The 23,171-nt window shown below is 68.9% G+C and carries 21 protein-coding genes and 2 pseudogenes; 14 read left to right on the top strand and 9 right to left on the bottom strand.

What is annotated here, in order from left to right; all coding sequences use genetic code 11:
• The 3 genes and pseudogenes from VML93_RS30925 to VML93_RS30935 form a co-directional block, all read left to right on the top strand.
• Positions 1-609: pseudogene (locus VML93_RS30925) on the top strand (acyl dehydratase); the annotation flags it as partial.
• Between the two features lie 67 nt (positions 610-676).
• Positions 677-1,843, top strand: a complete 1,167-nt coding sequence (locus VML93_RS30930) for a CoA transferase (protein WP_325616446.1) — start codon at positions 677-679, stop codon at positions 1,841-1,843.
• A complete protein-coding gene (locus tag VML93_RS30935) occupies positions 1,837-3,141 on the top strand; it encodes an amidohydrolase family protein (protein ID WP_325616448.1) in 1,305 nt (434 codons plus the stop codon). The genes VML93_RS30930 and VML93_RS30935 overlap by 7 nt, the downstream gene beginning before the upstream one ends.
• A gap of 114 nt (positions 3,142-3,255) precedes the next feature.
• Here VML93_RS30935 and VML93_RS30940 read toward each other — a convergent pair.
• A pseudogene (locus VML93_RS30940) lies at positions 3,256-3,366 on the bottom strand (alpha/beta hydrolase); the annotation flags it as partial.
• 171 nt (positions 3,367-3,537) lie between these two features.
• Here VML93_RS30940 and VML93_RS30945 point away from each other — a divergent pair.
• The 6 genes from VML93_RS30945 (at position 3,538) to VML93_RS30970 (ending at position 9,583) form a co-directional block, all read left to right on the top strand.
• Positions 3,538-4,164 (top strand): SAM-dependent methyltransferase, encoded by a 627-nt coding sequence (locus VML93_RS30945; RefSeq protein ID WP_325616450.1) that lies wholly within the window; start codon positions 3,538-3,540, stop codon positions 4,162-4,164.
• The gene (locus VML93_RS30950; RefSeq protein WP_325616493.1) at positions 4,122-5,459 is read left to right on the top strand and encodes a molybdopterin-dependent oxidoreductase; all 1,338 of its coding nucleotides are present in this window, start codon (positions 4,122-4,124) and stop codon (positions 5,457-5,459) included. The genes VML93_RS30945 and VML93_RS30950 overlap by 43 nt, the downstream gene beginning before the upstream one ends.
• Position 5,460: 1 nt before the next feature.
• Positions 5,461-5,967 carry a hypothetical protein gene (locus tag VML93_RS30955; protein ID WP_325616452.1) on the top strand — a complete coding sequence of 169 codons (507 nt, stop codon included), beginning with the start codon at positions 5,461-5,463 and terminating at the stop codon, positions 5,965-5,967.
• A gap of 127 nt (positions 5,968-6,094) precedes the next feature.
• The gene (locus VML93_RS30960) at positions 6,095-7,297 is read left to right on the top strand and encodes an alpha/beta hydrolase (protein ID WP_325616454.1); all 1,203 of its coding nucleotides are present in this window, start codon (positions 6,095-6,097) and stop codon (positions 7,295-7,297) included.
• Positions 7,298-7,342: 45 nt separating this feature from the next.
• Positions 7,343-8,755 carry a wax ester/triacylglycerol synthase family O-acyltransferase gene (locus VML93_RS30965; RefSeq protein ID WP_325616456.1) on the top strand — a complete coding sequence of 471 codons (1,413 nt, stop codon included), beginning with the start codon at positions 7,343-7,345 and terminating at the stop codon, positions 8,753-8,755.
• A 48-nt stretch (positions 8,756-8,803) separates the two neighbouring features.
• Entirely contained in the window at positions 8,804-9,583 is a 780-nt protein-coding gene (locus VML93_RS30970; protein WP_325616458.1) for a crotonase/enoyl-CoA hydratase family protein, read from the top strand.
• On the opposite strand, the gene VML93_RS30975 is transcribed toward VML93_RS30970, so the two are convergent.
• Positions 9,580-9,864, bottom strand: coding sequence for a hypothetical protein (locus tag VML93_RS30975; protein ID WP_325616460.1), 285 nt, complete (start codon positions 9,862-9,864; stop codon positions 9,580-9,582). The genes VML93_RS30970 and VML93_RS30975 overlap by 4 nt on opposite strands.
• 295 nt (positions 9,865-10,159) lie before the next feature.
• Between VML93_RS30975 and VML93_RS30980 the strand changes: the two genes are divergently transcribed.
• Complete coding sequence (locus VML93_RS30980; protein WP_325616462.1) at positions 10,160-11,653, top strand: fatty acid--CoA ligase family protein; 1,494 nt, start codon at positions 10,160-10,162, stop codon at positions 11,651-11,653.
• A gap of 12 nt (positions 11,654-11,665) precedes the next feature.
• The gene (locus tag VML93_RS30985) at positions 11,666-11,962 is read left to right on the top strand and encodes a hypothetical protein (protein WP_325616464.1); all 297 of its coding nucleotides are present in this window, start codon (positions 11,666-11,668) and stop codon (positions 11,960-11,962) included.
• Here the strand turns inward: VML93_RS30985 and VML93_RS30990 are convergent.
• The 3 genes from VML93_RS30990 to VML93_RS31000 form a co-directional block, all read right to left on the bottom strand.
• Entirely contained in the window at positions 11,959-13,401 is a 1,443-nt protein-coding gene (locus tag VML93_RS30990; protein WP_325616466.1) for a PE family protein, read from the bottom strand. The two genes, VML93_RS30985 and VML93_RS30990, sit on opposite strands and share 4 nt — an antisense overlap.
• Before the next feature lie 83 nt (positions 13,402-13,484).
• Positions 13,485-14,102, bottom strand: coding sequence for a TetR/AcrR family transcriptional regulator (locus VML93_RS30995; RefSeq protein WP_325616468.1), 618 nt, complete (start codon positions 14,100-14,102; stop codon positions 13,485-13,487).
• Positions 14,099-14,230 (bottom strand): hypothetical protein, encoded by a 132-nt coding sequence (locus tag VML93_RS31000; protein ID WP_325616470.1) that lies wholly within the window; start codon positions 14,228-14,230, stop codon positions 14,099-14,101. The genes VML93_RS30995 and VML93_RS31000 overlap by 4 nt, the downstream gene beginning before the upstream one ends.
• 177 nt (positions 14,231-14,407) lie before the next feature.
• Here VML93_RS31000 and VML93_RS31005 point away from each other — a divergent pair, with 177 nt between their 5' ends.
• Positions 14,408-15,214, top strand: coding sequence for a crotonase/enoyl-CoA hydratase family protein (locus VML93_RS31005; protein ID WP_325616472.1), 807 nt, complete (start codon positions 14,408-14,410; stop codon positions 15,212-15,214).
• 73 nt (positions 15,215-15,287) lie between these two features.
• On the opposite strand, the gene VML93_RS31010 is transcribed toward VML93_RS31005, so the two are convergent.
• Positions 15,288-16,754, bottom strand: coding sequence for an aldehyde dehydrogenase (locus tag VML93_RS31010; RefSeq protein ID WP_325616473.1), 1,467 nt, complete (start codon positions 16,752-16,754; stop codon positions 15,288-15,290).
• 45 nt (positions 16,755-16,799) lie between these two features.
• On the bottom strand, positions 16,800-17,585 hold the full coding sequence (locus VML93_RS31015; RefSeq protein WP_325616475.1) for a class I SAM-dependent methyltransferase: 786 nt from the start codon (positions 17,583-17,585) through the stop codon (positions 16,800-16,802).
• A gap of 55 nt (positions 17,586-17,640) precedes the next feature.
• Here VML93_RS31015 and VML93_RS31020 point away from each other — a divergent pair, with 55 nt between their 5' ends.
• Positions 17,641-18,795 carry a glycosyltransferase family 4 protein gene (locus tag VML93_RS31020; protein ID WP_325616477.1) on the top strand — a complete coding sequence of 385 codons (1,155 nt, stop codon included), beginning with the start codon at positions 17,641-17,643 and terminating at the stop codon, positions 18,793-18,795.
• Here VML93_RS31020 and VML93_RS31025 read toward each other — a convergent pair.
• Positions 18,779-20,470, bottom strand: a complete 1,692-nt coding sequence (locus VML93_RS31025; protein ID WP_325616495.1) for a hypothetical protein — start codon at positions 20,468-20,470, stop codon at positions 18,779-18,781. The two genes, VML93_RS31020 and VML93_RS31025, sit on opposite strands and share 17 nt — an antisense overlap.
• 41 nt (positions 20,471-20,511) lie before the next feature.
• Positions 20,512-21,795 carry a DUF3068 domain-containing protein gene (locus VML93_RS31030; RefSeq protein WP_325616479.1) on the bottom strand — a complete coding sequence of 428 codons (1,284 nt, stop codon included), beginning with the start codon at positions 21,793-21,795 and terminating at the stop codon, positions 20,512-20,514.
• A gap of 196 nt (positions 21,796-21,991) precedes the next feature.
• On the opposite strand from VML93_RS31030, the gene VML93_RS31035 reads away from it, so the two are divergent.
• The gene (locus tag VML93_RS31035) at positions 21,992-23,161 is read left to right on the top strand and encodes an acyltransferase (RefSeq protein WP_325616481.1); all 1,170 of its coding nucleotides are present in this window, start codon (positions 21,992-21,994) and stop codon (positions 23,159-23,161) included.
• Positions 23,162-23,171: the final 10 nt, after the last annotated feature.

The raw sequence follows: 23,171 nt of genomic DNA on the forward strand, positions 1-23,171 counted from the left end.
ACGATCGACCAGGCCGATCAGCTGGTGCTCGATTTCTACCGCTGCGCGATGCTGCCTGCCAGCCCCGACTGGCGTCCCGGCGATCCGGGCGACGATCTGTCCACCGTCGGCGCGGATGCGGTGCCGCCGGCCCACGATCCGACCGCGCACTGGGACGGCGAGATCTTCCGAAACCGGGTGCCGGGACCGCATTTCGCGGATCGTTTGCAGGCCGGACTGGCCGGCGCGGTGCTGCACAGCACCGGAGACGTGGTCAGCAGCGCACCCGAGCTGGCCCGACTCACTTTGAATATCGCCGCCACACACCATGATTCGCGTGTCGGCGAACGCCGCCTGGTGTACGGGGGCCACACCATCGGGCTGGCTTTGGCGCAGGCGAACCGGCTGCTGCCGAACTTGGTGACGGTGCTGGGCTGGGAATCCTGCGATCACACCGGTCCGGTACACGAGGGCGACACGCTGTACAGCGAACTACACGTCGAAACGGCCGAGGCCACCGCGCACGGGGGCGTGCTGGGGTTGCGATCGCTGGTCTACGCGGTCAGCGGTTCGCCCGACGAGCCCGACCGCCAGGTGCTGGACTGGCGCTTCCGCGCGCTGCAGTTCTGAGCGCCAGGCCGATCCCGGCCGTTGCTGACCATTGCCGCCGCTGCCGCCGTTCGAGCACCATGGTGACGTGAGCTCGGTGGCGGGGCAGTGGGGCGACAGCGGGCTGGCCCATCTCACCGGCCTGCCCGACGGACCCCCAGACTTCTCCCGGGCGAACGTCCTGAGCCGCGCCGCAGAGATTACCGCCGACGCGGCCACCCTGCTGGCCGGGCGGGCCGGGTTGCTCGGCCTGACGCGCGGCGGGCGGGTGTCCGCCGGTGGCGCCACCCGGTTGCTGCGGGCCCGGGACGGCTGGTGCGCGATCACGCTGTCCCGCCCCGACGACGTCGCCGCTGTGCCCGCGGTGCTCCAGGTCGACGACGCCCCCCAAGAGCCCGACGACCCGTGGGGGGCGCTCACGGTCTGGGCCGCCAACCGGCTCACCGGCGAAATAGTGGAACGCACAGGTCTGCTCGACATCCCGGCTGCCGCCCTCGGCGAGGCCGCGGCAGCGCCGCCGCGGATCCGCCCCATCAGCTCCCCGGCGCCCGTGCCGGGGTTGGCCGGTCTGCTGGTGGCCGACCTGTCGTCGATGTGGGCGGGCCCGTTGTGCGGTCACCTGCTGGCCCGCGCGGGAGCAACCGTCGTCAAAGTCGAAAGCCCGCGCCGACCGGACGGAACCCGGACCGGCGATCGCGCTTTCTTCGACTGGATCAACGGCGAAAAGCTCTCCTACTGCATCGATTTCGACAGTCAGGCCGACCAGCTGCGGCAGCTGCTGATGGTCGCCGATGTGGTGATCGAGGGCTCCCGGCCGGCCGCGCTGGCGCGGCGCCGACTCGGGCCTGACCACCTCGCGCCGCGAGATGGCCGAATCTGGTTGCGGATCACCGGATACGACGACGACTCCGGACGGCCCGCGTTCGGTGACGACGCCGCGGTCGCCGGCGGCCTGGTCGGTACCGGTGTTGACGGGCCGGTGTTCTGCGGGGACGCTATCGCCGATCCGCTGACCGGGCTGGAAGCGACCCGGGCGGTGACCGACTCGCTGCACCGCGGCGGCGGCGAATTGATCCAAGTGGCGATGAGCGCGGTCGCCGCCAACTATGCTGAATTGCCGACGACGGAGCCGGTCTCGGCGCACCCGGCGCCACCACCGAGGCGGCCGCACGTTACCAAGCCGGGACCCGAGACCGGTGCCGACAACGACACCGTGCTGCACCTCGTCTCCGAAAGGCGGTGCTTATCATGCTGATTCGGCGGGCCACGCTGCTGGATGACAGGCTGGTCGACATCCGGGTCGGCGCGCAGATCGAAGAGGTGGGCGAGGGCATTGCCGCGAAGCGCGGGGAGAACGTGCTCGACGCCGACGGCGGAACCGTGCTACCCGGCCTGCACGACCACCATGTACACCTGCGCTCGGCGGCGTCCGCGCTGGATTCGCTACCCGTCGGACCTTCCGAGGTCTCCACCAAACTCGAACTGGCACAGGTTCTGTCGAACACCGTCCCCGGCCCTGACGGATGGATTCGTGCCGTCGGCTATCACGAGTCGGTCGCCGGCGAGTTGGACCGTGCCGCTCTGGACGCCCTGATGCCGGGCACTCCGGTGCGCGTCCAGCACCGCAGCGGCGCGCTGTGGGTCCTCAACTCCCCGGCGCTGACCCGGGTGGGGCTGGCCGACCACGCCGACGGGCGCCTGCACAGTAACGACCGCGGCTGGTCCGACGCGCTGCAGCGCCGCGAAACCAATTTCACCGAATTGAGCCACCGGCTCACCGCCGTCGGCGTCACCGGCGTCACCGACGCCACGCCCGAGCTGGCCGCCGACGACATGGTCTCGGTGTTGGTGGCGCACCGCCATCACGAATTCCGGCCACACGTACGGTTTTTGGCGCCGGGCAAGATAATCCTGCACGACGACAGCCTCGACCTGGAGGCCCTGACCGACTGGATCGCCGACCACCACGCCGACGGCACGCCGGTGGCCGTGCACTGCGTCACCGCCGCCCAACTGGTGGTGGCCATCGCCGCGCTGCGCGCGGCCGGCAGCCATCCGCTCGACCGCATCGAACACGCGGCCGTCGTGCCCGACGACAACCTGGCCGACCTGGCCGACCTGGGTGTCACGGTGGTGACCCAACCCAACTTCGTCGCCGAACGCGGCGACCACTACCTCGCCGACGTTCCCGCCGCCGAACACGATCAGCTGTGGCGCCTGGCCTCCCTGCTGAAAGCGAACGTGCGCGTAGCGCTGTCGACCGACATGCCGTTCGGCCACGGCGACCCGTGGGCGGCCATGCGCGCCGCGGTGCACCGCACCACACACAGCGGCGCCGTCCTGGGGCCGGGGGAATGTGTCTCGGCGCGAACGGCTCTGACGATGTTCCTGGGTCACCTCGATCACCCGGAGCGGGCGCGGACGGTCGCACCGGGCCAGCCCGGGGACCTGTGCGTGCTCACTCAGCCACCCGCGGCGGCGCTGGCCGAGCTGGACGCGGCAATGGTGGCCGCCACCATCATCGGCGGCGAAATCGCCCATCTATCGACGTGATCAATCCGCCAGCCCGAGCCCAGACCGCAGCGCATCGCACTGACTCGCGAAAAACCGTCGTGACACCTGAGCTTTCGGAGCGACCATGTCGAAGCCGTGAAAGACGCCGGGCAGAACGCCGGCCCCGGATTCCAGGGTGAGCACCTCGACATCGCCGGATGAGCCGCGACCCACCGACAGCCCGGTTAAGGTCCGCACCAGCGGCAAAGTCCGGGGGCTGACCATTTGTCGTGGGGCAATGCGTGCGATCAGGCGCAGATAAGGTGAATATCGGTGTTCGGCACCGATCCGGTATGCCCAGTGCGCCGGCGGTGTGGCGGATTGGGAAGGGGTTGGAAAGGAGCGGGCTGGGGTATCAACGGCAAGGTATCGCGAAGGCGGGCAAGAGGGCAGGACATGTTCGGGCAGCTGTACGACCGGGCGCTGGACGGCGAGCGATGTTGGATCCGCCATGAAGACGGTGCGGTCCGGCCGTTGCCGGCTCATCGCTGGCTGGGCCAGCGCGACGACGAAGCCTTCGACGATGCCGTGACGAAGCTGTGCGCCGGGCCGACCATCGAGTTAGGTTGCGGGCCCGGACGATTGGTGGCGCGGTTGATCCGCCGGGGCGTACCCGCGCTCGGCATCGACCGGTCCGCGACGGCGATCCGGTTGGCGGGTCGCGGCGGCGCTCCGGCTCTGCTGGGTGACGTGTTCGACGCGCTGCCCGGCATCGGTCGGTGGCAGACGGTCTTGCTGGTCGACGGCAATGTCGGGCTGGGCGGGGACCCGCAGCGGATCCTGTGCCGCGCCGCCGAGTTGCTGGCCGCCGGCGGGCGCTGTGTGGCCGAGTTCGACGTCGAGGCCGTCGGCATCTGTACTCGCTGGGTCCGGCTGGAATCCGGCACTGACGTGGGACCATGGTTCAGGTGGGCTTCAGTCGGTATCGACAGCGCGGCCACGCTCGCCGCACAAGTGGGTCTGACGCTGGCCGGGGTCCGATTGATCACCGGCCGAGTGATCGCGAGCCTGACACTCCGGTAAGCGACTACGGCTTTCCCGCCGGGTTGTGGCGCACGCTTGGGCGCCATCCGCCGCCGGGCGTCCGGCGGTTGGCGCAGTTTCGCAGTCCGCTTCGTGGCCCGTGGCTGACCTCGGTGTTCGGCCTGGTGTTGTTGGTGACGTTGCCGATCATCACGATCACCGGGCTGCTGTCGTACATGGCTTACGCTCCGCAATTCGGCCAGGCCATCCCGGGCCATGTCGGTTGGCTGCGGCTGCCCGCATTCACCTGGCCGACCCGCCCGTCGTGGCTGTACCGGCTGACCCAGGGTCTGCATGTGGGCCTGGGCCTGGTGATCATCCCGGTGGTACTGGCCAAGCTGTGGTCGGTGATCCCGCGGCTGTTCGTGTGGCCGCCGGCCCGCTCGGTCGCCCAGCTGCTGGAGCGGTTGTCGTTGTTGATGTTGGTCGGCGGACTGCTGTTTCAGATCGTCACCGGCGTGCTCAACATCCAGTACGACTACATCTTCGGATTCAGCTTCTACGATGGTCACTACTTCGGGGCGTGGGTCTTCATCGCCGGTTTCCTGATGCACATCACGCTCAAGATTCCGCACATGATCACCGGGCTGCGGTCACTCTCGATGCGGGAAGTGTTGCGCACCAACGTGAACGACACCCGTCCGCAGCCGCCCGATCGTGCCGGGCTGGTGTCCGCCGAGCCGGCCGAGCCGACGATGAGCAGGCGCGGCGCGCTGGCCCTGGTCGGCTCGGGTGTGCTGCTGATCGCGGTCTTGACGATCGGCCAGACCCTCGGCGGGGTGGCGCGCAGCACCGCCTTGCTCCTGCCGCGGGGGTTGCCAAACCGGGGAAGCCGGGATTTCCCGGTCAACAAAACCGCCAAGGTCGCCGGGATCACGCACGAGAGCGTCGGCGCGAACTGGCGGCTGCGGCTGCGCGGCGGGCCGTCGGAGGTGGTGCTGGATCGCGCCATGCTGGCCGGCCTGCCGCAACGCACCGCGAGGTTGCCTATCGCCTGCGTCGAAGGCTGGTCGACCGTTCAGACCTGGAGTGGGGTGCCGCTGGCCGAGCTGGCTCGCTTGGCCGGCGTGGCGGCGCCGCGCTCGGCCCGGGTGACGTCGCTACAACGAGGCGGCGCCTTCGGGGAAGCGACGCTGGCGGCCAACCAGATCGCGGACCCCGACGCGCTGCTGGCGATGCGAGTCAACGGCGCCGACCTGCCGATCGACCATGGCTATCCGGCCCGGGTCATCGTTCCGGCGCTGCCCGGTGTGCACAACACCAAATGGGTCGAGTCCATTACGTTCGAGGCCTGAGATGCTAAGACTGCGAAAGCATTTCGGCCGCCACTACGGATCTCATCCGCTGCACCTGCTGACCATGGTCGCCGGGTTCGCGCTAATGGGTTACATCCTGGCCACCTTCAAGCCCACCACGCTGTGGAACCCCGGCCACTGGTGGCAGTCGATCGCCGTCTGGTTTGCCGCCGCCGTCATCGCCCACGACCTGCTGCTCTTCCCGCTCTACGCGCTGGCCGACCGGGTGATGTCCACCCGGCTCGCCCGGCCGCCTGCGCATCGGCACCCAAAAGTAAGCGCCCGCAACCACATTCGGGTTCCTGCGCTGGCGGCCGGCCTGACCCTGCTGATTTTTCTGCCCGGCATCATCGAGCAAGGCGCACCGACCTACCAGGCGGCGACCGGACAAACCCAGCAGCCGTTTCTGGGCAGGTGGCTGCTGCTCACCGCGGCCATGTTCGCCACCAGCGCCGTCGTCTATGCGGCGCGGCTCGTCGTCGCGCGCCGCACCCGGTCCAGCAACTGAGAAAACGTTGGCCAACGGTCGATATGCCGATGCCGGCAAATCTTGTGCGACAGCAAATTTTCGCCGCCGCAGATAACCGTGCCGCAAACGTAGTTTCTGCTAACCGGGTGGGGGTACGCTCCCCTACATGACGGCGAGGGGACCGCGGATGACGCCCTGTGTGCGACGGTTGCTACGGGCGCGTCCTGCCGACTATGTGCTGGCGTTAAGCGAAATGGGGGCTTCGCTACCGGTGGTTGGCAAGCGCCTTGAACCGCTGGGAACCGTGGCCGCGATGAGTGCCTGGGGCATGCGGTTCACCCCTGAATTGATGTCTGGTGCCGCCAAAGGCTGGCTGACGCCGGGCAACAGCGACGTGCGGCGGCGTGACCGCGAGAGCACGCAGGAGGTCTCCGTCACCGCCCTGCGGGGCGTCGTGTCGTCGGCGGACCTGGACGCCGCGTGGCCCGAACCCGAGAACACGCCGCCGATTTGGGAGGCGCTGCGGCAACGCCGATACCTCTACCGCCGCGGCGTCCACTACGGGGACAGCCCCGCCCAGTTGCTCGACGTCTGGCGGCGCAAGGACCTGCCGACCGAGGCCGCGCCGGTGCTGATCTTCGTCCCGGGCGGCGCCTGGGTGCACGGCCGCAGCATCATGCAGGGGTCCGCGCTGATGTCGCGCCTGGCCGAGCAGGGCTGGGTGTGCCTGGCGATCGACTACCGCGTTTCGCCGCACCACCGCTGGCCACGGCACATCGCCGACGTCAAGACCGCCATCGCATGGGCCCGGGCCAACGTCGACAAGTTCGGCGGAGACCGCAATTTCGTTGCGGTGGCAGGCTGTTCGGCGGGTGGACACCTGGCTGCACTGGCCGGGCTCGCCCCCGACGACCCCGTCTTCGGTGCCACCCTGCCCGAAGGTGCCGACAGCTCGGTGGATGCGGTCGTCGGGATCTACGGGCGCTACGACTGGGAGGACCGCTCTACCACGGAGCGGGCCCGATTCGTCGAATTCCTGGAGCGGGTGGTAGTGCGGCGCTCGATCAAGCGTCACCCGGAAGTGTTCCGGGACGCGTCGCCGATCGCCCGCGTACACCGGAATGCGCCGCCGTTCTTGGTGATTCACGGCAGCAAGGACAGTGTGATCCCGGTGGAGCAGGCCCGCAGCTTCGTCGACCGGTTGCGTTCGGCGTCGACGGCGTTGGTCAGCTACCTCGAGCTGCCGGGCGCCGGTCACGGCTTCGACCTGATCGACGGCCCGCGTGCGGGTGCGATGGCACACGCGACGGCACTGTTCCTCAATCAGGTGCACCGCAACCGGACCCAGTTCGCGAAAGAGGTTATCTGACCCAGCCCGCCGATTGTAAGGTCGCCGTATGAGTAGGGGCCTGCGGTGAAACGGCTGAGCGGCTGGGACGCGGTATTGCTGTACAGCGAGACGCCGAACGTGCACATGCACACCATCAAGGTCGCGGTGATCGAACTCGACGAGGAGCATCGCGGAAACTTCGACATCGAGGCGTTCCGTCAGGTCATCGCCGGCCGGATGGACAAGCTGGTGCCGTTGGGCTATCAGCTGGTCGACGTCCCACTGAAGTTCCACCACCCGATGTGGCGGGAGAATTGCGAGATCGACTTCGAGTACCACATCCGGCCTTGGCAGGTGGCCGCCCCGGGTGGCCGTCGCGAGGTGGACGAGGCGATCGGGCAGATCTGCAGCACTCCGCTGGATCGTGACTACCCGCTGTGGGAGATGTACTTCGTCGAGGGTTTGGCCAACAATCGGATCGCCGTCGTCGTCAAGATCCATCACGCCCTCGCCGACGGGGTGGCCTCGGCGAACCTGATGGCCCACGGCATGGATCTGATGCCGACACCGGAGAGCGACTCGTACACGCCCGATCCGGCGCCTTCCAAGCGGGAGTTGATGACTTCCGCGTTCGTCGACCACATGCGGCACCTCGGGCGCATCCCCGCGACGGTGCGGTACACGGCGGAGGGTGTGAGCCGGGTGCGCCGCAGCTCGCGCAAGCTCTCACCGGAGCTGACCCGGCCGTTCGTCCCGCCCCCGACCTTCATGAACCACCTGCTCACCCCGGAGCGCCGGTTCGCCACCGCCACACTGGCATTCGCCGATGTCAAAGCAACCGGCAAGAAGCTCGGCGCGACCATCAACGACATGGTGCTGGCCATGTCCAGCGGGGCACTGCGCACGTTGCTGTTGCGTTATGACGGCACAGCCGAACCGCTGCTGGCTTCGGTCCCGGTGGCCTACGACTTCTCGCCGGAGCGAATCTCGGGAAACCGCTTCAGCGGAATGATGGTCGCGCTGCCGACCGACTCCGACGACCCGCTGGAACGGGTGCGGGCCGCTCACGACAACGCGGTGTCGGCCAAGGAGAGCCACCAACTTCTGGGCCCGGAACTGATCAGCCGCTGGGCGGCCTACTGGCCGCCGGCCGGCACCGAGGCCATGTTCCGGTGGTTGTCGAGCCGCGACGGTCAGAACAAGGTGCTCAACCTGAACATCTCGAACGTTCCGGGTCCCCGCCAACGCGGGCAGGTGGGTGGCGCGCTGGTGACCGAGATCTATTCGGTGGGCCCGTTGACCGCGGGCAGCGGCCTGAACATCACCGTGTGGAGTTACGTCGACCAGCTCAACATCTCGGTGCTGGCCGACGGCTCCACCGTCAAGGACCCGCATGAGGTGACCGAGGCCATGGTCGCCGACTTCATCGGAATACGCAGGGCCGCTGGGCTTTCCGAAGAGCTGACGGTCGTCGAGACCGCGATGGCCCCGGCTTGACCGAGGCGTGAGCCGAGGCCCGATCGCGGACCGTTACCATCGGTCACTGTGAGCGACGAAGCTAACACCGAACCCGAGGTCCTGGTCGAGCAACGGGACCGGATCCTGATCATCACCATCAATCGGCCCAAGGCCAAGAACGCGGTCAACGCGGCGGTCAGCCGCGGCCTGGCCGACGCGATGGATCGCCTCGACGGCGACGCCGGCCTTTCGGTGGGAGTCCTGACCGGCGCGGGCGGCACGTTCTGCGCCGGGATGGACCTCAAGGCATTCGCGCGTGGCGAAGTACCCATCGTCGAGGGCCGCGGCATGGGCTTCACCGAACGACCGCCCGTCAAGCCGCTGATCGCCGCGGTCGAGGGGTACGCGCTGGCCGGCGGCACCGAGTTGGCGCTGGCCACCGACCTGATCGTGGCCTCCACAGACGCGGCCTTCGGCATCCCCGAGGTCAAGCGTGGTCTGGTGGCCGGCGGCGGGGGACTGCTGCGGTTGCCCGAGCGCATCCCGCCCGCGATCGCGATGGAGCTGGCGCTGACCGGTGAGAACCTGTCCGCCGAGCGCGCTCACGAACTGGGGATGGTCAACGCCCTCGCCGAGCCGGGGTCCGCCCTGGATGGGGCGATCGCGCTCGCCGAGAAGATCGCTGCGAACGGGCCGCTGGCGGTGGCCGCCACCAAGCGGATCATCGTCGAGTCCCGCGGTTGGACCCTGGAGTCCAGGTGGGCGGAGCAGTCCAAGATCCTCGGCCCGGTGTTCGTGTCCAACGACGCCAAAGAGGGCGCGATCGCATTCGCCGAGAAGCGCCCCGCCCGCTGGACCGGGACCTAAGTCGGCGGAGCCGGGGGCAGCCGGCGCTTGTTTTGGCGGCGAAGTTCGGCAAGCGTCAAGCCGGCGAAGATGGAGAAGCCGAGAGCTATCAGCACCAGCGCGATGAGTGATACCGACAACGGGATCGGACGCGACTTGTCGAGGTTCGCCGCGATGGTCACCACGAGAATTCCGGCCACGTCGAGAAGGAACGAGACGCCAAGGAGGATCTTGGCCCGCCGTGTCGGCGCGATCATCTTGAGCCAGAGCAGCAGACCGGGCTGCTGAGGTTCCGAACCCATCAGCGAATCGTCCCACCGAACGTGGGCGCTATGGACGGAAAATGATCAAACGGCGCCCATAGTGCCGCCGGCGCCGGAGTCACCCGACGGGTGATATTCCGGCAGCGGAGATTGAGAAGCCTTTGCCGGACGGAGCCACGGTGCAGGTAACGCCGCTGGGTTCGGACCGACAGGTGAATTGGCCGCGGGTGGCGGTCTGGCCGTAGTCGAGGCCCCGCTCAGAACGACCGGCGAACGTCATGGGTTACACTATCGCCAAGTTTTGTAAAGGGTCGAGATCCCAGAAAGATCCAGGATGAGCATTTCGTTGCTGCTCGAGATGGCGTCGTCGGGCAACCCCGATCGCACCGCTGTCGTGTCCGGCGACGTGCGGTTGACGACGCAGCAGCTCAGCGACCTTGCCGGCGGCGGCGCGGGCGTCATCGCGGGCTCCAATGCCAAGCACCTCGTCTACGTCGGCACCGGCGGCGCGATGCTGCCGGTGCTGATCTTCGCCGCGGCACGCGCCGGGCTGGCCTTCACCCCGATCAACTACCGGCTGTCCGCCGACGGCATCCAGACTCTGATCCAGCGGCTGCCCGAACCGCTGGTGATCGTCGACGACCGCTACCTGGACATGGCCGGCGACGCCGCCGACCGGGTGATGACGTCCGACGAATTCCTGACCGCGGCCCGGAGCGCCGAACCGGTCGCCGAGTTCCCCGACCCCGACTCGGTGGCCATCGTGCTGTTCACCTCCGGCACCACATCGGCGCCCAAGGCCGTCGAGCTCACCCACAACAACCTGACCAGCTATATCACCGGCACAGTCGAATTCGAGTCCGCGAGCCCGCAGGACGCGGCGCTGATCTGCGTGCCGCCCTATCACATCGCTGGGGTCAGCGCGGCGTTGTCGAACCTTTACGCCGGCCGAAAGATGGTGTACCTGCCCAACTTCGACGCGCAGGAGTGGGTCCGACTGGTCAACGACGAGCAGGTCACTGCCGCGACCGTGGTGCCCACCATGCTGGACCGCATAATCTCCGCGTTGGAGGGCGGCGGGCATCAACTGCCGTCGCTGCGCAACCTGGCCTACGGCGGCTCGAAGGTGGGCCTGCCGCTGGTGCGCCGGGCGCTGGAGCTGTTGCCGGGGGTGGGTTTCGTCAACGCCTACGGCCTGACCGAGACGAGTTCGACGATCGCGGTGCTGACCCCCGACGACCACCGCAGCGCGCAGTCCGCGTCGGACCCCGCGATCACCAGGCGATTGGGATCGGTGGGGCAGCCGGTGCCCGGCATCGAGCTGCAGATTCGCGGCGAGGACGGCGCGGTGCTGGGGCCGGGCGAGACCGGCGAGCTGTTCGTGCGCGGCGAGCAGGTGTCCGGCCGCTACACCGGGATCGGATCGGTGCTCGACGAGAACGGCTGGTTCCCCACCAAGGACATCGCCATGCTGGACGACGACGGCTACCTGTTCATCGGCGGCCGCAGCGACGACACCATCATCCGCGGCGGCGAGAACATCGCGCCCGCGGAGCTGGAAGAGGTGCTGGTCGAGCACCCGCATGTGCGCGACGTCGCCGTGGTCGGCGTCGAGGATCCGCAGTGGGGGCAGGCGATAGTCGCCGTTGTGGTTCCCGCCGACGGCGTCGAGCCCGACCCCGAACAACTGCGCGAGTATGTGCGCCAGAGCTTGCGCGGGTCGCGCACCCCGGACCGGGTAGTGTTCCGCGACGAGCTGCCAACCACCGCCACCGGCAAGGTGCTTCGCCGGGAGATCATCCAGACGCTAATGAGGACTGGACGCTAAAAGGATGAATGCATGATCAAAAACGGAACCCGTCTCGCCAGCCAGGTGTGTGACACCCAGGTGATCGTCGTCAGGAGCGCCGACAGCCTGGACGACCTGCGTTGCGGTGGTGTCGCGATGGTGGAGATCGGTGGCGAACGCTCCGGCGAACTCGACCCGGCGTTCGCCGACGGCACCATCATGGGCAAGCGCTACGTGGACGAAACCGGGGCCGAGGTGCTGGTGACCAAGCCCGGCGCCGGAAGCCTCAGCATCGGCCAGACCGCGCTGCAGCTCAAAGAGGTCAAGCCGCTGCCGGCCAGCGATTAGGGACCCTCTCGCCCGTCGGTCCCGGGCACGCCCAGCAAAATCCCGCCGCTGCCGCCGGCCCCACCGGGCTCGTTGTAGCCGGTGCCGCCGCCACCACCGTTGCCGATCAGCCGCGCGTTGCCACCGTCGCCGCCCAGCGATCCGGTAAACAGGTTGACGCCCAGTCCGGCGTCGCCACCTCGGCCGCCGCCGCCGATCACGCCGGCGTTGCCGCCTCGGCCGCCGGTACCGCCTTGGCCCAACCCCTGGCCGCCGTCCCCGCCGCCCCCACCGTCGCCGAAGAGCCCGACGGCGTTGCCGCCCGTACCGCCCCCGCCGCCCGCGCTGTAGGCGGATTGCCCGCCCATGCCGCCGTGGCCGCCGTTGCCCCGCAGGGTACCGCCGGTGCCTCCGTTGCCTCCGGTGCCGCCGGCTTCAGCAGCGACCGTGTTGTCGGCGGAACCGCCCGTTCCGCCCCCGCCACCGTCGCCGACGAGGCCCGCGGACCCACCGTTGCCGCCGGCCTTGCCGCCCGAGCCGTTGCCGCCCTGGCCGCCGTCGCCGCCGAGCAACCCGCCGTTGCCGCCATCACCGCCCTTGTTGCCATGCGTGGCGACTCCGGCGTTGCCTCCGTTGCCTCCGTCGCCGTGCAACCAGCCGCCGTGGCCGCCCAGGCCGCCGGCGCCCGCGTGGCTGGTCTGCAGATCGCCGACAACGCCGGACCCGCCGTCGCCGCCGGCCCCTCCGGTGCCGAACAGTCCGATGGCGTCACCGCCCTGGCCTCCGGCACCGCCCAAGGTGGCGGACAGGGAAAACCCGCCGACGCCGCCGGCGCCCCCGTTGCCCGCGAGCAGGCCGCCGGTGCCACCGTCACCGCCGCGTCCGGCAGACATGGGGAAGTTGTTAGAGGGTCCGCCGTCGCCGCCGTCGCCGCCGTTTCCGATCAGCCCGGCGGCCCCGCCCTTGCCGCCTTGTCCGCCGGGGACGGCCCCGGTTGCGGGCTTGCCGGACGCACCGTTGCCGCCGTTGCCCCACAGGATCCCGCCGTCGGTGCCGTCCTCGCCGGACCCCGGCAACCCGTCGACGCCGTTGCCGATCAGCGGACGGTTCAGCAACAGATTGGTGGGTGCGTTGATCAGGTCGAGCAGATCCTGCTGCACGATCTGCAGCGGTGTCGCGTTGGCCGCCTCGGCGCCGGCGTAGGCGCTCGCGCCGGCGTGCAGGGTCCGGACGAACTGCTGGTGAAACTCAGAAGCTCGCGCGCTGAGCGCCTGATAGCTCTGGGCGTGGGAACCGAACAACGCCGCAATGGCGGCCGACACCTCGTCGGCTCCTGCGGCCCGCAGCTCGGTGGTCGAAGCGGCGGCGGCGGTGTTGGCCGCACTGATCGCTGAACCGATGCTGGACAGATCCGTTGCCGCCGCCGACATCGATTCCGGTATCGCGCTGGTATACGACATTGCGCACCTCCCACTGACGGGAACGAGCAAAGCGCAGACCGCTTGCGATTTGCTTGCGGGGTTCTCAGGCGATACGCGCGCGGTTAGCGCCGGGCGACGAACTCCCTTGCCTTGATCAGGAATTCAAGCTGCTCGCCAACCTGGTGGAGCGGGATTACGCTGCGCGTCGAGCGGCACAGCACGATGGCGCCCTCCAGTGCCGAGATCGACATCACCGCCAGTGCGGCCGCGTCCGCATCGGCGAATCCGTCGGCGACGAACGCCCGCGTCATCGCGGTACACCAGCGGCCCAAGATGATGCCCGCCTCGGAGGACAGCTCGGGTTCGTCGGTGGCGCCACAGCCGATCGCGGCGGCAACCACTGGGCAACCGGCGTTGAAGTCTCCGTCGGTCAGCAGGTGTTCCCAGAACTTGACGTACTCGCGCAGCAAGACCTTGGCGCCTCGGTCCACGGCGTCGTCAATGGTGGCGGTGATGGAATCCCCCGAGTACCGCAGCGCCTCGGTCAGAATCTGATTGCGCCCGTCGGGGAAGTGGTAGTAGACCGAACCGCGGGGTGCGCCGCTGCGGGCCAGCACTTCGTCGATGGTGAGGCCGGCCGCCCCGCGCTCACGCATCACTTCGGCGGCGCTGGCCAGCATTCTGTTGCGGGTGTCGCCGCGCTTGGTGGTCAGCGGGTCGCGCGTGCTGGCCTGCGTCATGCAGCGTGGGACTGTCGTGGTACCGGCCAGTGCAGATGGCGGGGGTTGAACCGGAACGGCCGGCGCCGGAAGTCGGGCATCTCACGGGTGACGTGGTAGCCGGCGATGTTGAGCTCGAGAATCCACATGGTTACTCCCGGCAGGGGTGCTAACTATGCATCGGAGCATATAACCTGTGAATTTATTAAGCAAGTCTTTCTAAGTGAAATGTGATTCCGCTGGCTGAATGACGGTCCTTGACCAGAGTGCAGCTCCACCGATTATGGGTCTTTGCATAATCCATGGATGTGCGGTTCACTTTGCGAATGGTTAGCGACGCCGCCCTACCGGCCCTGGAAACCGTGACTCTCGAGCGGGACGGACACGTCCTGCTGATCGGCCTGAACCGGCCCCACAAGCGCAATTCGTTCGACCGGGCGATGCTGGCCGACCTGTCCCGCGCGTACGGGCTGCTGGAATCCGACGAGTCGGTCCGCGCCGGGCTGCTGTTCGCGCACGGCGACCACTTCACCGCGGGTCTGGACCTGGTCGACGTGGGCCCGAGCGTCGCGGCCGGGGAGTTGCCGGCCCCGGAGGACGGCCGCAACCCGTGGCGGCTGGACGGTCCGTGGACCACGCCGCTGGTGGCGGTCGCGCACGGCTGGTGCATGACGCTGGGCATCGAATTGCTGCTGGCCGCCGATATTCGCCTGGCCGCCAACGGAACCCGGTTCACGCAGCTTGAAGTGCAGCGCGGGATCTACCCGTTCGGCGGCGCGACGATCCGCATGCCCCGCGAGGCCGGCTGGGGCAACGCCATGCGCTGGCTGCTCACCGGCGACGAGTTCGACGCCGCCGAGGCCTACCGGATAGGGCTGGTCCAAGAGGTGGCCGACGATGCGCAGACGGCGCTGTCCCGGGCGCGCGAGATCGCGCACACCATCGCCGACCGGGCCGCGCCGCTGGGCGTGCGCGCCACGCTGGCCTCGGCGCACCTGGCCCGTACCCAGGGCGAGGCCGCCGCGATCCCGGAATTGACGCCCGCCGTGACCAAGCTGTTCGCCAGCGCGGACGCCGCCGAGGGCGTGCAGTCGTTCATCGAACGACGGCAGGCGAAGTTCTCGGGTCGCTAGCCGGCAGCGAGTGTGCGGCCAACCGCACGTTCGCGCTCGAGTGTGCGGCCAGCCGCACACTCGTCCAAAGAGATCACTCGACGGTGTAGCCCATAGGCATCAGCACGCTCTTCTGCTGGGTGAAGTGCTCGACGCCTTCGGGCCCGTTCTCCCGGCCGATGCCGGAGTTCTTGTAGCCGCCGAACGGACAGCACGGGTCGAAGGCGTACCAGTTGATCGCATACGTCCCGGTGCGGATCTTCTCCGAGATCTCGATGCCGCGCGGCACATCGGCGGTCCACACGCTGCCGGCCAGGCCGTACTCCGAGTCGTTGGCGATCTTGATCGCGTCGTCTTCGGTGTCGTAGGGGATGATGCTGAGCACCGGCCCGAAGATCTCCTCCTGCGCGATCGTCATCTTGTTGTCGACGTCGGCGAAAACCGTGGGCTGCACGAAGAAGCCGCTGTCCAGGCCCTCGGGACGGCCGCCGCCGCACACCAGTCGGGCGCCCTCCTCGATGCCCTTGGCGATGTAGCCCTCGACGCGGGCGCGCTGCTTCTCCGAGATCAGCGACCCGATCTGGGCGGCCGGGTCCGACGGCGTCCCGACCGGCAGCATCTGCACGAAATTGCTTACCGCGTCCACGATTTCGTCGTAGCGCGAGCGTGGCGCCAGGATCCGGGTCTGGCCCACACAGGCCTGCCCGGTGTTCATGATCCCGGAGAACACCATCATCGGCACCGCGGCGGCCAGGTCGACGTCCTCGAGCACGATGGCGGCCGACTTGCCGCCGAGCTCCAGGGTGCACGGCTTGAGCATCTCCGCCGCGCGCCGGCCGATCTCCTTGCCGACGCCCGAACTGCCGGTGAAGGTGAACAGGTCTACGTCCCGGTTGGAGGTCAGCGCCTGGCCCGTCTCGATGCCGCCGGGCACCACCGACAGCACGCCCTCGGGCAGGCCGGCGTCGGCGAACACCTCCGCCAAAGCGTTCGCGGTCAACGGTGTCTCAGCGGCCGGCTTGAGCACCACCGTGCAGCCGGCCAGCAGCGCCGGGCCCAGCTTGTTGACCGCCAGGAACAGCGGCACGTTCCACGCTACGATCGCGCCCACCACACCGATCGGCTCACGATGGACGATGGTCTGCCCGTAGGAGCCGTTGCGGATCTCCCGCCACTTGACCTGGTCGACGGCGGGGCCGGCGAAGAAGTTCATCGCGCCCATCGAACCCATCCAGTGCATGGTCTCGATGGTCATCGGCGGCTGGCCGGTCTCCTCGGCGAGCAGCTTGGCGAACAGCTCCTTGCGCTCTTCCAACAGTTGCAGCGCCCTGGCGATGACGGCCGCGCGCTCCTTGGGCGGTGTCGCCGGCCAGGGGCCGGTGTCGAATGCCGCGCGGGCGGCGGCGACCGCAGCATCCACGTCGGCGGCCGCTGCCATCGGCACCTTGCCCACGTACTCGCCGGTGGCCGGGCAATGCACCTCGATGACCTCGTCGGTGGACGGCTCGGTCCACTTGCCGCCGATGAAAAGTTTGTCGTACTCCGTTGTGACGTCGCTCATGGCCGCCACCCTACCCAAGCCGAAGCAAAACGAGAACATGTTCCATTATCGCGGCTGCAGCACCAGCACGAGATTGCTCACCAGAAACTCGCGCAGCACCGGCACCGAGGTCAGCCACCACGCCCAACGCGGGTGGTAGCGCGGAAATGCGGCCAACACCGCCACCGCTGCACCGGTGCTCGCGGCCCAGTTCAGGCCGTCGGCCGCCGACACCGCGAACAACGACGACCCGTAGTTGTTTTTCGGCAGATGACCGTGTTTGCGCACATACCGCGCGGCGGCGCGGTGGCCACCGAGATAGTGGCTCAGTCCGGTCTCGTGGCCGCCGAACGGGCCCAGCCAGACCGTGTAGGACAGTACGGCCAGGCCACCCGGCTTGGTCACGCGCAACATCTCGGCACCCAGCTGCCAGGGCTGGGGCACATGTTCGGCGACGTTGGACGACAGGCAGATGTCCACCGAGTCGTCGGCGAACGGCAGCGCCATGCCCGACGCCCGGACGAACGTTGCCGTGTCGCGGCCCCGAGCGGGCCCGGCCGGCCCGGTCGCGTGCATCTCGCTCGGGTCGGGTTCGACGCCGACGTACCGGACGCCGGCGTCGGAAAAGGCGCTCGCGAAGTATCCGGGCCCGCCGCCGACGTCGAGCAGCGTGCGACCAGCCGGGGGCTCGCCGTGGGTGGCCAGCCACAGATCACCGACCATCGCCGCGGTATCGGCCGCCAGCGCGCTATAGAACCGCGCCGGGTCGGACTGCTCGTAGCGGAACTCCGACAACAGCCGGCGCGAGCGGGCCAGGGTGGCCCGCCGTTTGAAAACGTCGGTGGCCGTCATCTGGCACACCCTACGATGGCGGCAATCCGGGGAGGCCCGGCTAGGCTGTCGACTGATGTCTGACCTGCGCTCGGTGCTGCTGCTGTGCTGGCGCGATACTGGGCACCCGCAGGGCGGCGGCAGCGAGGCCTACCTGCAGCGCATCGGCGCTCAGCTGGCCGCCTCGGGTATCCAGGTCACCTTGCGGACCGCGCGCTATCCGGGGGCGCTCCGGCGTGAAGTCGTCGACGGTGTGCGCATCAGCCGCGCCGGCGGGCGGTACTCGGTCTACGTCCGGGCGTTGTTGGCGATGGCGGCAGCACGGCTGGGGCTGGGCCCACTGCGGCGGGTGCGACCCGATGTGGTCGTCGACACCCAGAACGGCTGTCCCTTCCTCGCCCGCTTGGTATACGGCCGACGGGTGACGGTGCTGGTGCACCATTGTCACCGCGAGCAGTGGCCGGTGGCCGGGCCGGTGACCGGCCGGCTCGGCTGGTTTGTCGAGTCGAGACTGTCGCCACGGCTGCACCGCCACAACCAGTACCTGACGGTGTCGCTGCCGTCGGCGCGCGATCTGGTGGCTCTCGGCGTGGAGAACGAGCGGATCGCGGTGGTGCGCAACGGTCTCGACGAGGCGCCGGCGCGGACGTTGTCCGGCCCGCGCGCGGCCGCACCGCGGGTCGTGGTGCTCTCGCGACTGGTGCCGCACAAACAGATCGAGGACGCCCTGGAAGCCGTCGCGGAACTGCGGCCGCGCATCCCGGGCCTGCACCTCGACATCGTCGGCGGCGGCTGGTGGCGGCAGCGACTCGTCGACTACGTTCAGGCGCTCGGCATTTCCGACGCGGTGACGTTCCACGGCCACGTCGACGACGTCACCAAACACCATGTGCTGCAAAGCTCGTGGGTGCATGTGCTGCCGTCGCGCAAGGAGGGCTGGGGTCTCGCGGTGGTGGAGGCGGCCCAGCACCGGGTGCCCACCATCGGCTACCGATCCTCCGGCGGACTGTCCGACTCGATCGTCGACGGGGTGACCGGGATCTTGGCCGACAACCGAGCCCAACTGGTGGATCGGCTCGAGCAACTGTTGTCCGATTCGGTGCTGCGCGAGCAACTCGGCACCAAGGCGCAGGTCCGCAGTGTCGAGTTCTCCTGGCGGCAAAGCGCCGACGCGATGTGCAGTGTGCTGGCAGCGGTGCGGTCCGGTCAGTACGTCAGCGGCGTCGTCTAGCCAGCACGCTTGCGCTACCCGCGACGGCGCCGCCCACCAGCAACAGCGCCAACCACGCCCAGTGCGCGATCAGCGTCGCCCGCACGCGGTCTGCGGGCACACCCGCGGAATGACCACCGATCCAGTAGAGAGCGAACTCGCTGTCGCGATAGGTCGGTGTCAACGCGTCGAGGCTATGCGCGGCCGCGCCCGTGTCACCCGCGGTGTCCAGTTCGACGACCAGCCACGTCACCCCGGCGGGCGCCAACGTGGCCGGATCCCCGCCGGCCAGCAGCAACTCCTGCACTATGCGGGCATGCGCGCCCTCCCCGGGCACGGTCACCCCGGAAATCGTGAGGTCACCGGTGCTCAGCACGTCGGCGCGCACCCACCGGGGCAGCGGATCGAGCACCGGGGCCGGACCTGACCAGAAGAACATCCGCATGGTGCCGGCCGGCAACACCGCCACCGTTCCCGGACGCGCATTGATGGCCGCCGCCACCGCGGTCCACCCGGACGGGTACTGCACCGAATCGACCTTGCCCCACACGCCCCAGGCCAGATCGGGCAGCGACAGGATCAGCGCCACGCAGCAGACCAACGCCATGACCGCGGGCTGGAACCAATTCCGCACCGTCACCACCGCCCCCGCGCCTGCCAGGGCGTATCCCGGCATCGCCAGCGCCACCCACTTCTGCCCGTCGCGCAGCACGCCGAGGCCGGGCACCGCGTCGACCACCGCGCTCAGCACGTGCAAGCCGGGACCGGTCGCCAGCGCGGCGGGCACCAACACCGACACCGCCGCCAGGGCGAGCAGCGGCACCGCCACGGGGCGACGCGCGACCACCGGCAGCCCGGCCACCACCACACCCAGCAGCACCACGGCCGACGAGATGGCCAACAGCGTCGTCCGCGAGCTGGGTACCGCCTCGCCGTTCCAGATTCCGCCCAGGCTGGCCAGGCTGCCCAGCGTGCCCAGCCCGGGCTCGGCGCGAGGCGCGAACGCGATCACCCCGAGCCCGTTCGCCGGCGTGTGGGCGCTCAACGACAAGCCCAGCGCCGACGCGGTGAGCCAGGGCGCCGCCGCGATCACCGCGGCGCCCAGCGCCGCCGCCGAGCAGAGCCAACGCGACCGGCCCGCACCGGGTGCACCCACACAGACCAGCGCCACCGTCGCAGCGAGCATCAGCCCGGTCGGGGTTAGCCCGGCCAGCGCGATCCAGAAGGCCAGCGCGAAGAAACCCCGCCACGAGGGCTCGGTCCGCAGCGTCAGCATCACCGTCGCAATCCATGGCAGGCAGCCGTAGCCGACCAGCAGGCTCCAATGGCCCTGCAGCAGCCGTTCGGCGACATAGGGATTCCAGATCGCCAGCGTGATCGCGACGAACTGCCCGCTGGCGCCCGCCTCGGGCAGCGCCACCGCGACCAGTTGTGCCGCACCCCAGCCGGCCAGCCACAAACCCAGGACGAGCAGCGCCTTCACCACGATGCCGCCGTCGACGACATGCGAGGCCAGCGCCACCGCGAAATCCTGCGGCGTCGCGCGCGGCGCCGCCGTCAACCCCAGCGCGCTATCGGACAGATACGACCGGGGCGTGGAGACCGCGTCGCGCAGCAGCAGATACCCGGGCCGCAGCAGCGGCCCGAGCACCAGGAGCGTGAGGAGCAACGCGTAACCGGGCCGGGACCAGTGCAGAGCCTGGCGGCGTACGTCGGTCACCGGCCGGCCAGGCCTTGCTAGGCCTGTTCGGTCGGGGCGGAGGGATCCGGTGGCCGATCATGCGGTCCCACGTCAGGCGGCTCACCCGCGGTCGACTCGGGCGGCTCCGGGGCGGGTGGATCCGGATGCAGGTCGGGCCGTTGCGTGGGTAATTTCTCCGTCTCGGCTTCGGCGCCGGGCACCGGTTCCTCGAACCCGCGGCCGTAGTGGTCGGGGGCGTCTCGGTCCAGGCCCGGGTCGGTCAGCGCACTCTCGGTCCGCAGGCTGAACGAGGCGAGCAATCCGCCGCCGATCAGCGCGATCAAGCCGACCGCGGTGAACGTGATCGGTAGCACCCGCGACCACAGCGCCAGCCGGTCGCGCTCGTCGCGCGCCGCGTTGATCTGGGATTCGACCGTGTCTCGCGTGGACTCCACGGTGTAGTCGGCCAGGCGCAGCTCAGGGTTCAGCTTGTCGCGGGCGTAGTAGTGGTTGGCGTGCTCGGTTTGTTTGACGATGGTGCCCGTCACCGGGTCCACCCAGAAGGTCCGGTGAGCGGCGTAATAGCGGGTCATGGTGATTTGGGCGTCGGGGTCGCCTGGCACCCCCCACATCTTCGCTGACGTGGTGATTTGCCCGTCCTCGTTCTTGCTCAGCAGCGAATGGTATGGGACGGGGTCCACCAGCTTGCCTTCGTCGTTGTAGCCGATGTTCTGGGTGAAGCGGTACGTGGTCAGGCCGTTGACGTCGTCCTGGGTCTCGTACTTGGCGTCGAACGGCTTCTGCACGATCGGATCGAAGTACTGGTACGTCTTCTTCTCGGTGTGGAACGGAAACCGGTACGCCAGCCCGGTGTGCCTCACCTGCTGGGTGGTCGGCGGGTTTTCGTCGTTGAAGGCGCGCGGCTTCTGCACGAACCCGCGGGTGTCATCCGAGATCGCCATCGCCGTCTTGCGGTTGAGGGTCACGATGTCGACGATCGCCAGCAACAGTCCGCCGTCTTTTTGTTTGTCGGCACCCCGCCGGACCGAGCTGCCGACCTGCAGGGTCACCACGTCGGCATTGGCGGGCGTCTCGACGGTGATCTGCTGCTGCGACACCAGCGGCACGTCTTTGTCGACGACGACGTGGTCGCCGGACAACGACCCCGGGTCGAGCGCGGTCCCCCTGCCTTCACTGACCAAAGTGGCGTCGATGTTCAGCGGGATCTTGGCGATCCTGCTACTCGTGTACGTCGACAACAGCAGCGCGGCGATCAGCAGGGCGGATCCGAGTCCGATGATCCCGCATGCGGCGAACCGCAACATGACCGCTCGGTTCACGTTGCTGTGACCTCCTTGTGGTCAATCTGCGATCCATCGGACTCGTCGGTTGCGACCGGTTCCGGCCCGACCCAGCTGCGAGGCAAATCCGTTTGACCCTAACAGCCGAATGTGGGTCCGCAGCGAACGAACCCTTCGCCGCTGCACTACCTATTCGGGTGTACCCGAATAGTCTGAGACGCGTCACAGGCAAACTGTGATCGTGACCGATGACCAGCAGGTCGGCGGGATTCGCAGCTTCCTGCCCGCCGTGGAGGGCATGCGCGCGTGCGCGGCCATGGGCGTCGTCGTCACGCACGTCGCGTTTCAGACCGGTCACTCCAGCGGTGTCGACGGGCGGCTGTTCGGCCGGTTCGACCTGGCCGTCGCGGTGTTCTTCGCCCTGTCGGGATTCCTGCTGTGGCGCGGGCACGCCGCGGCCGCACGCGACCTGGGGGCGCGGCCGCGGACCGGCCATTATCTGCGGTCGCGGGTGGTCCGCATCATGCCTGCCTATCTGGTGGCGGTCTGCGTGATCCTGGGCCTGCTGCCCGACGCGGACCACGCCAGCCTCACGGTGTGGCTCGCCAATCTGACGCTCACCCAGATCTACGTCCCGCTGACGCTTACCGGCGGCCTGACCCAGATGTGGAGCCTGTCCGTCGAGGTCGCCTTCTACCTGGCACTTCCTGTCCTCGCGTTTCTCGCCCGCCGCATTCCGGTCGCGGCCCGCGTGCCTGCGATTGCCGCTCTGGGCGCCCTCAGCTGGGCCTGGGGCTGGCTCCCGCTTCAAACCCCTGCTGGGATCAATCCGCTGAACTGGCCGCCGGCGTTCTTCTCCTGGTTCGCCGCGGGCATGTTGCTGGCCGAGTGGGTCCACAGCCCGATCGGCCGGCCGCACCGGCTGGCGCGCCGCCGGGTGTTGATGGCCGTCATCGCTGTGCTGGCCTACCTGCTGGCGGCGTCCCCGCTGGCGGGTCCGGAGGGGCTGGTGCCGGGTACCGCCACGCAGTTCGCGGTGAAGACGGCGGCGGGCTCGCTGGTGGCGTTCGCGCTGGTGGCGCCTTTGGTGCTGGATCGGCCCGACACGCCGCACCGGCTGCTGGGCAGCACCGCCATGGTCACCCTGGGGCGCTGGTCCTATGGCTTGTTCATCTGGCACCTGGCGGCCCTGGCGATGGTGTTCCCGGTGATCGGGACCTTTCCGTTCAGCGGGCGGATGCCCACGGTGCTGGTGCTGACGCTGATTTTCGGCTTCGCGATCGCCGCCGTGAGTTACGCCCTGGTCGAGTCGCCCTGCCGGGAAGCGTTGCGGCGCTGGGAGAAACGTGAGAGGCCGGCCGAAACAGGCGAGGTTGATGCGGAGGCAGACGCGATCGCGCCGTGAACGACGCAGC

Source organism: Mycobacterium sp. (assembly GCF_035499775.1).
Taxonomy (GTDB): domain Bacteria; phylum Actinomycetota; class Actinomycetes; order Mycobacteriales; family Mycobacteriaceae; genus Mycobacterium.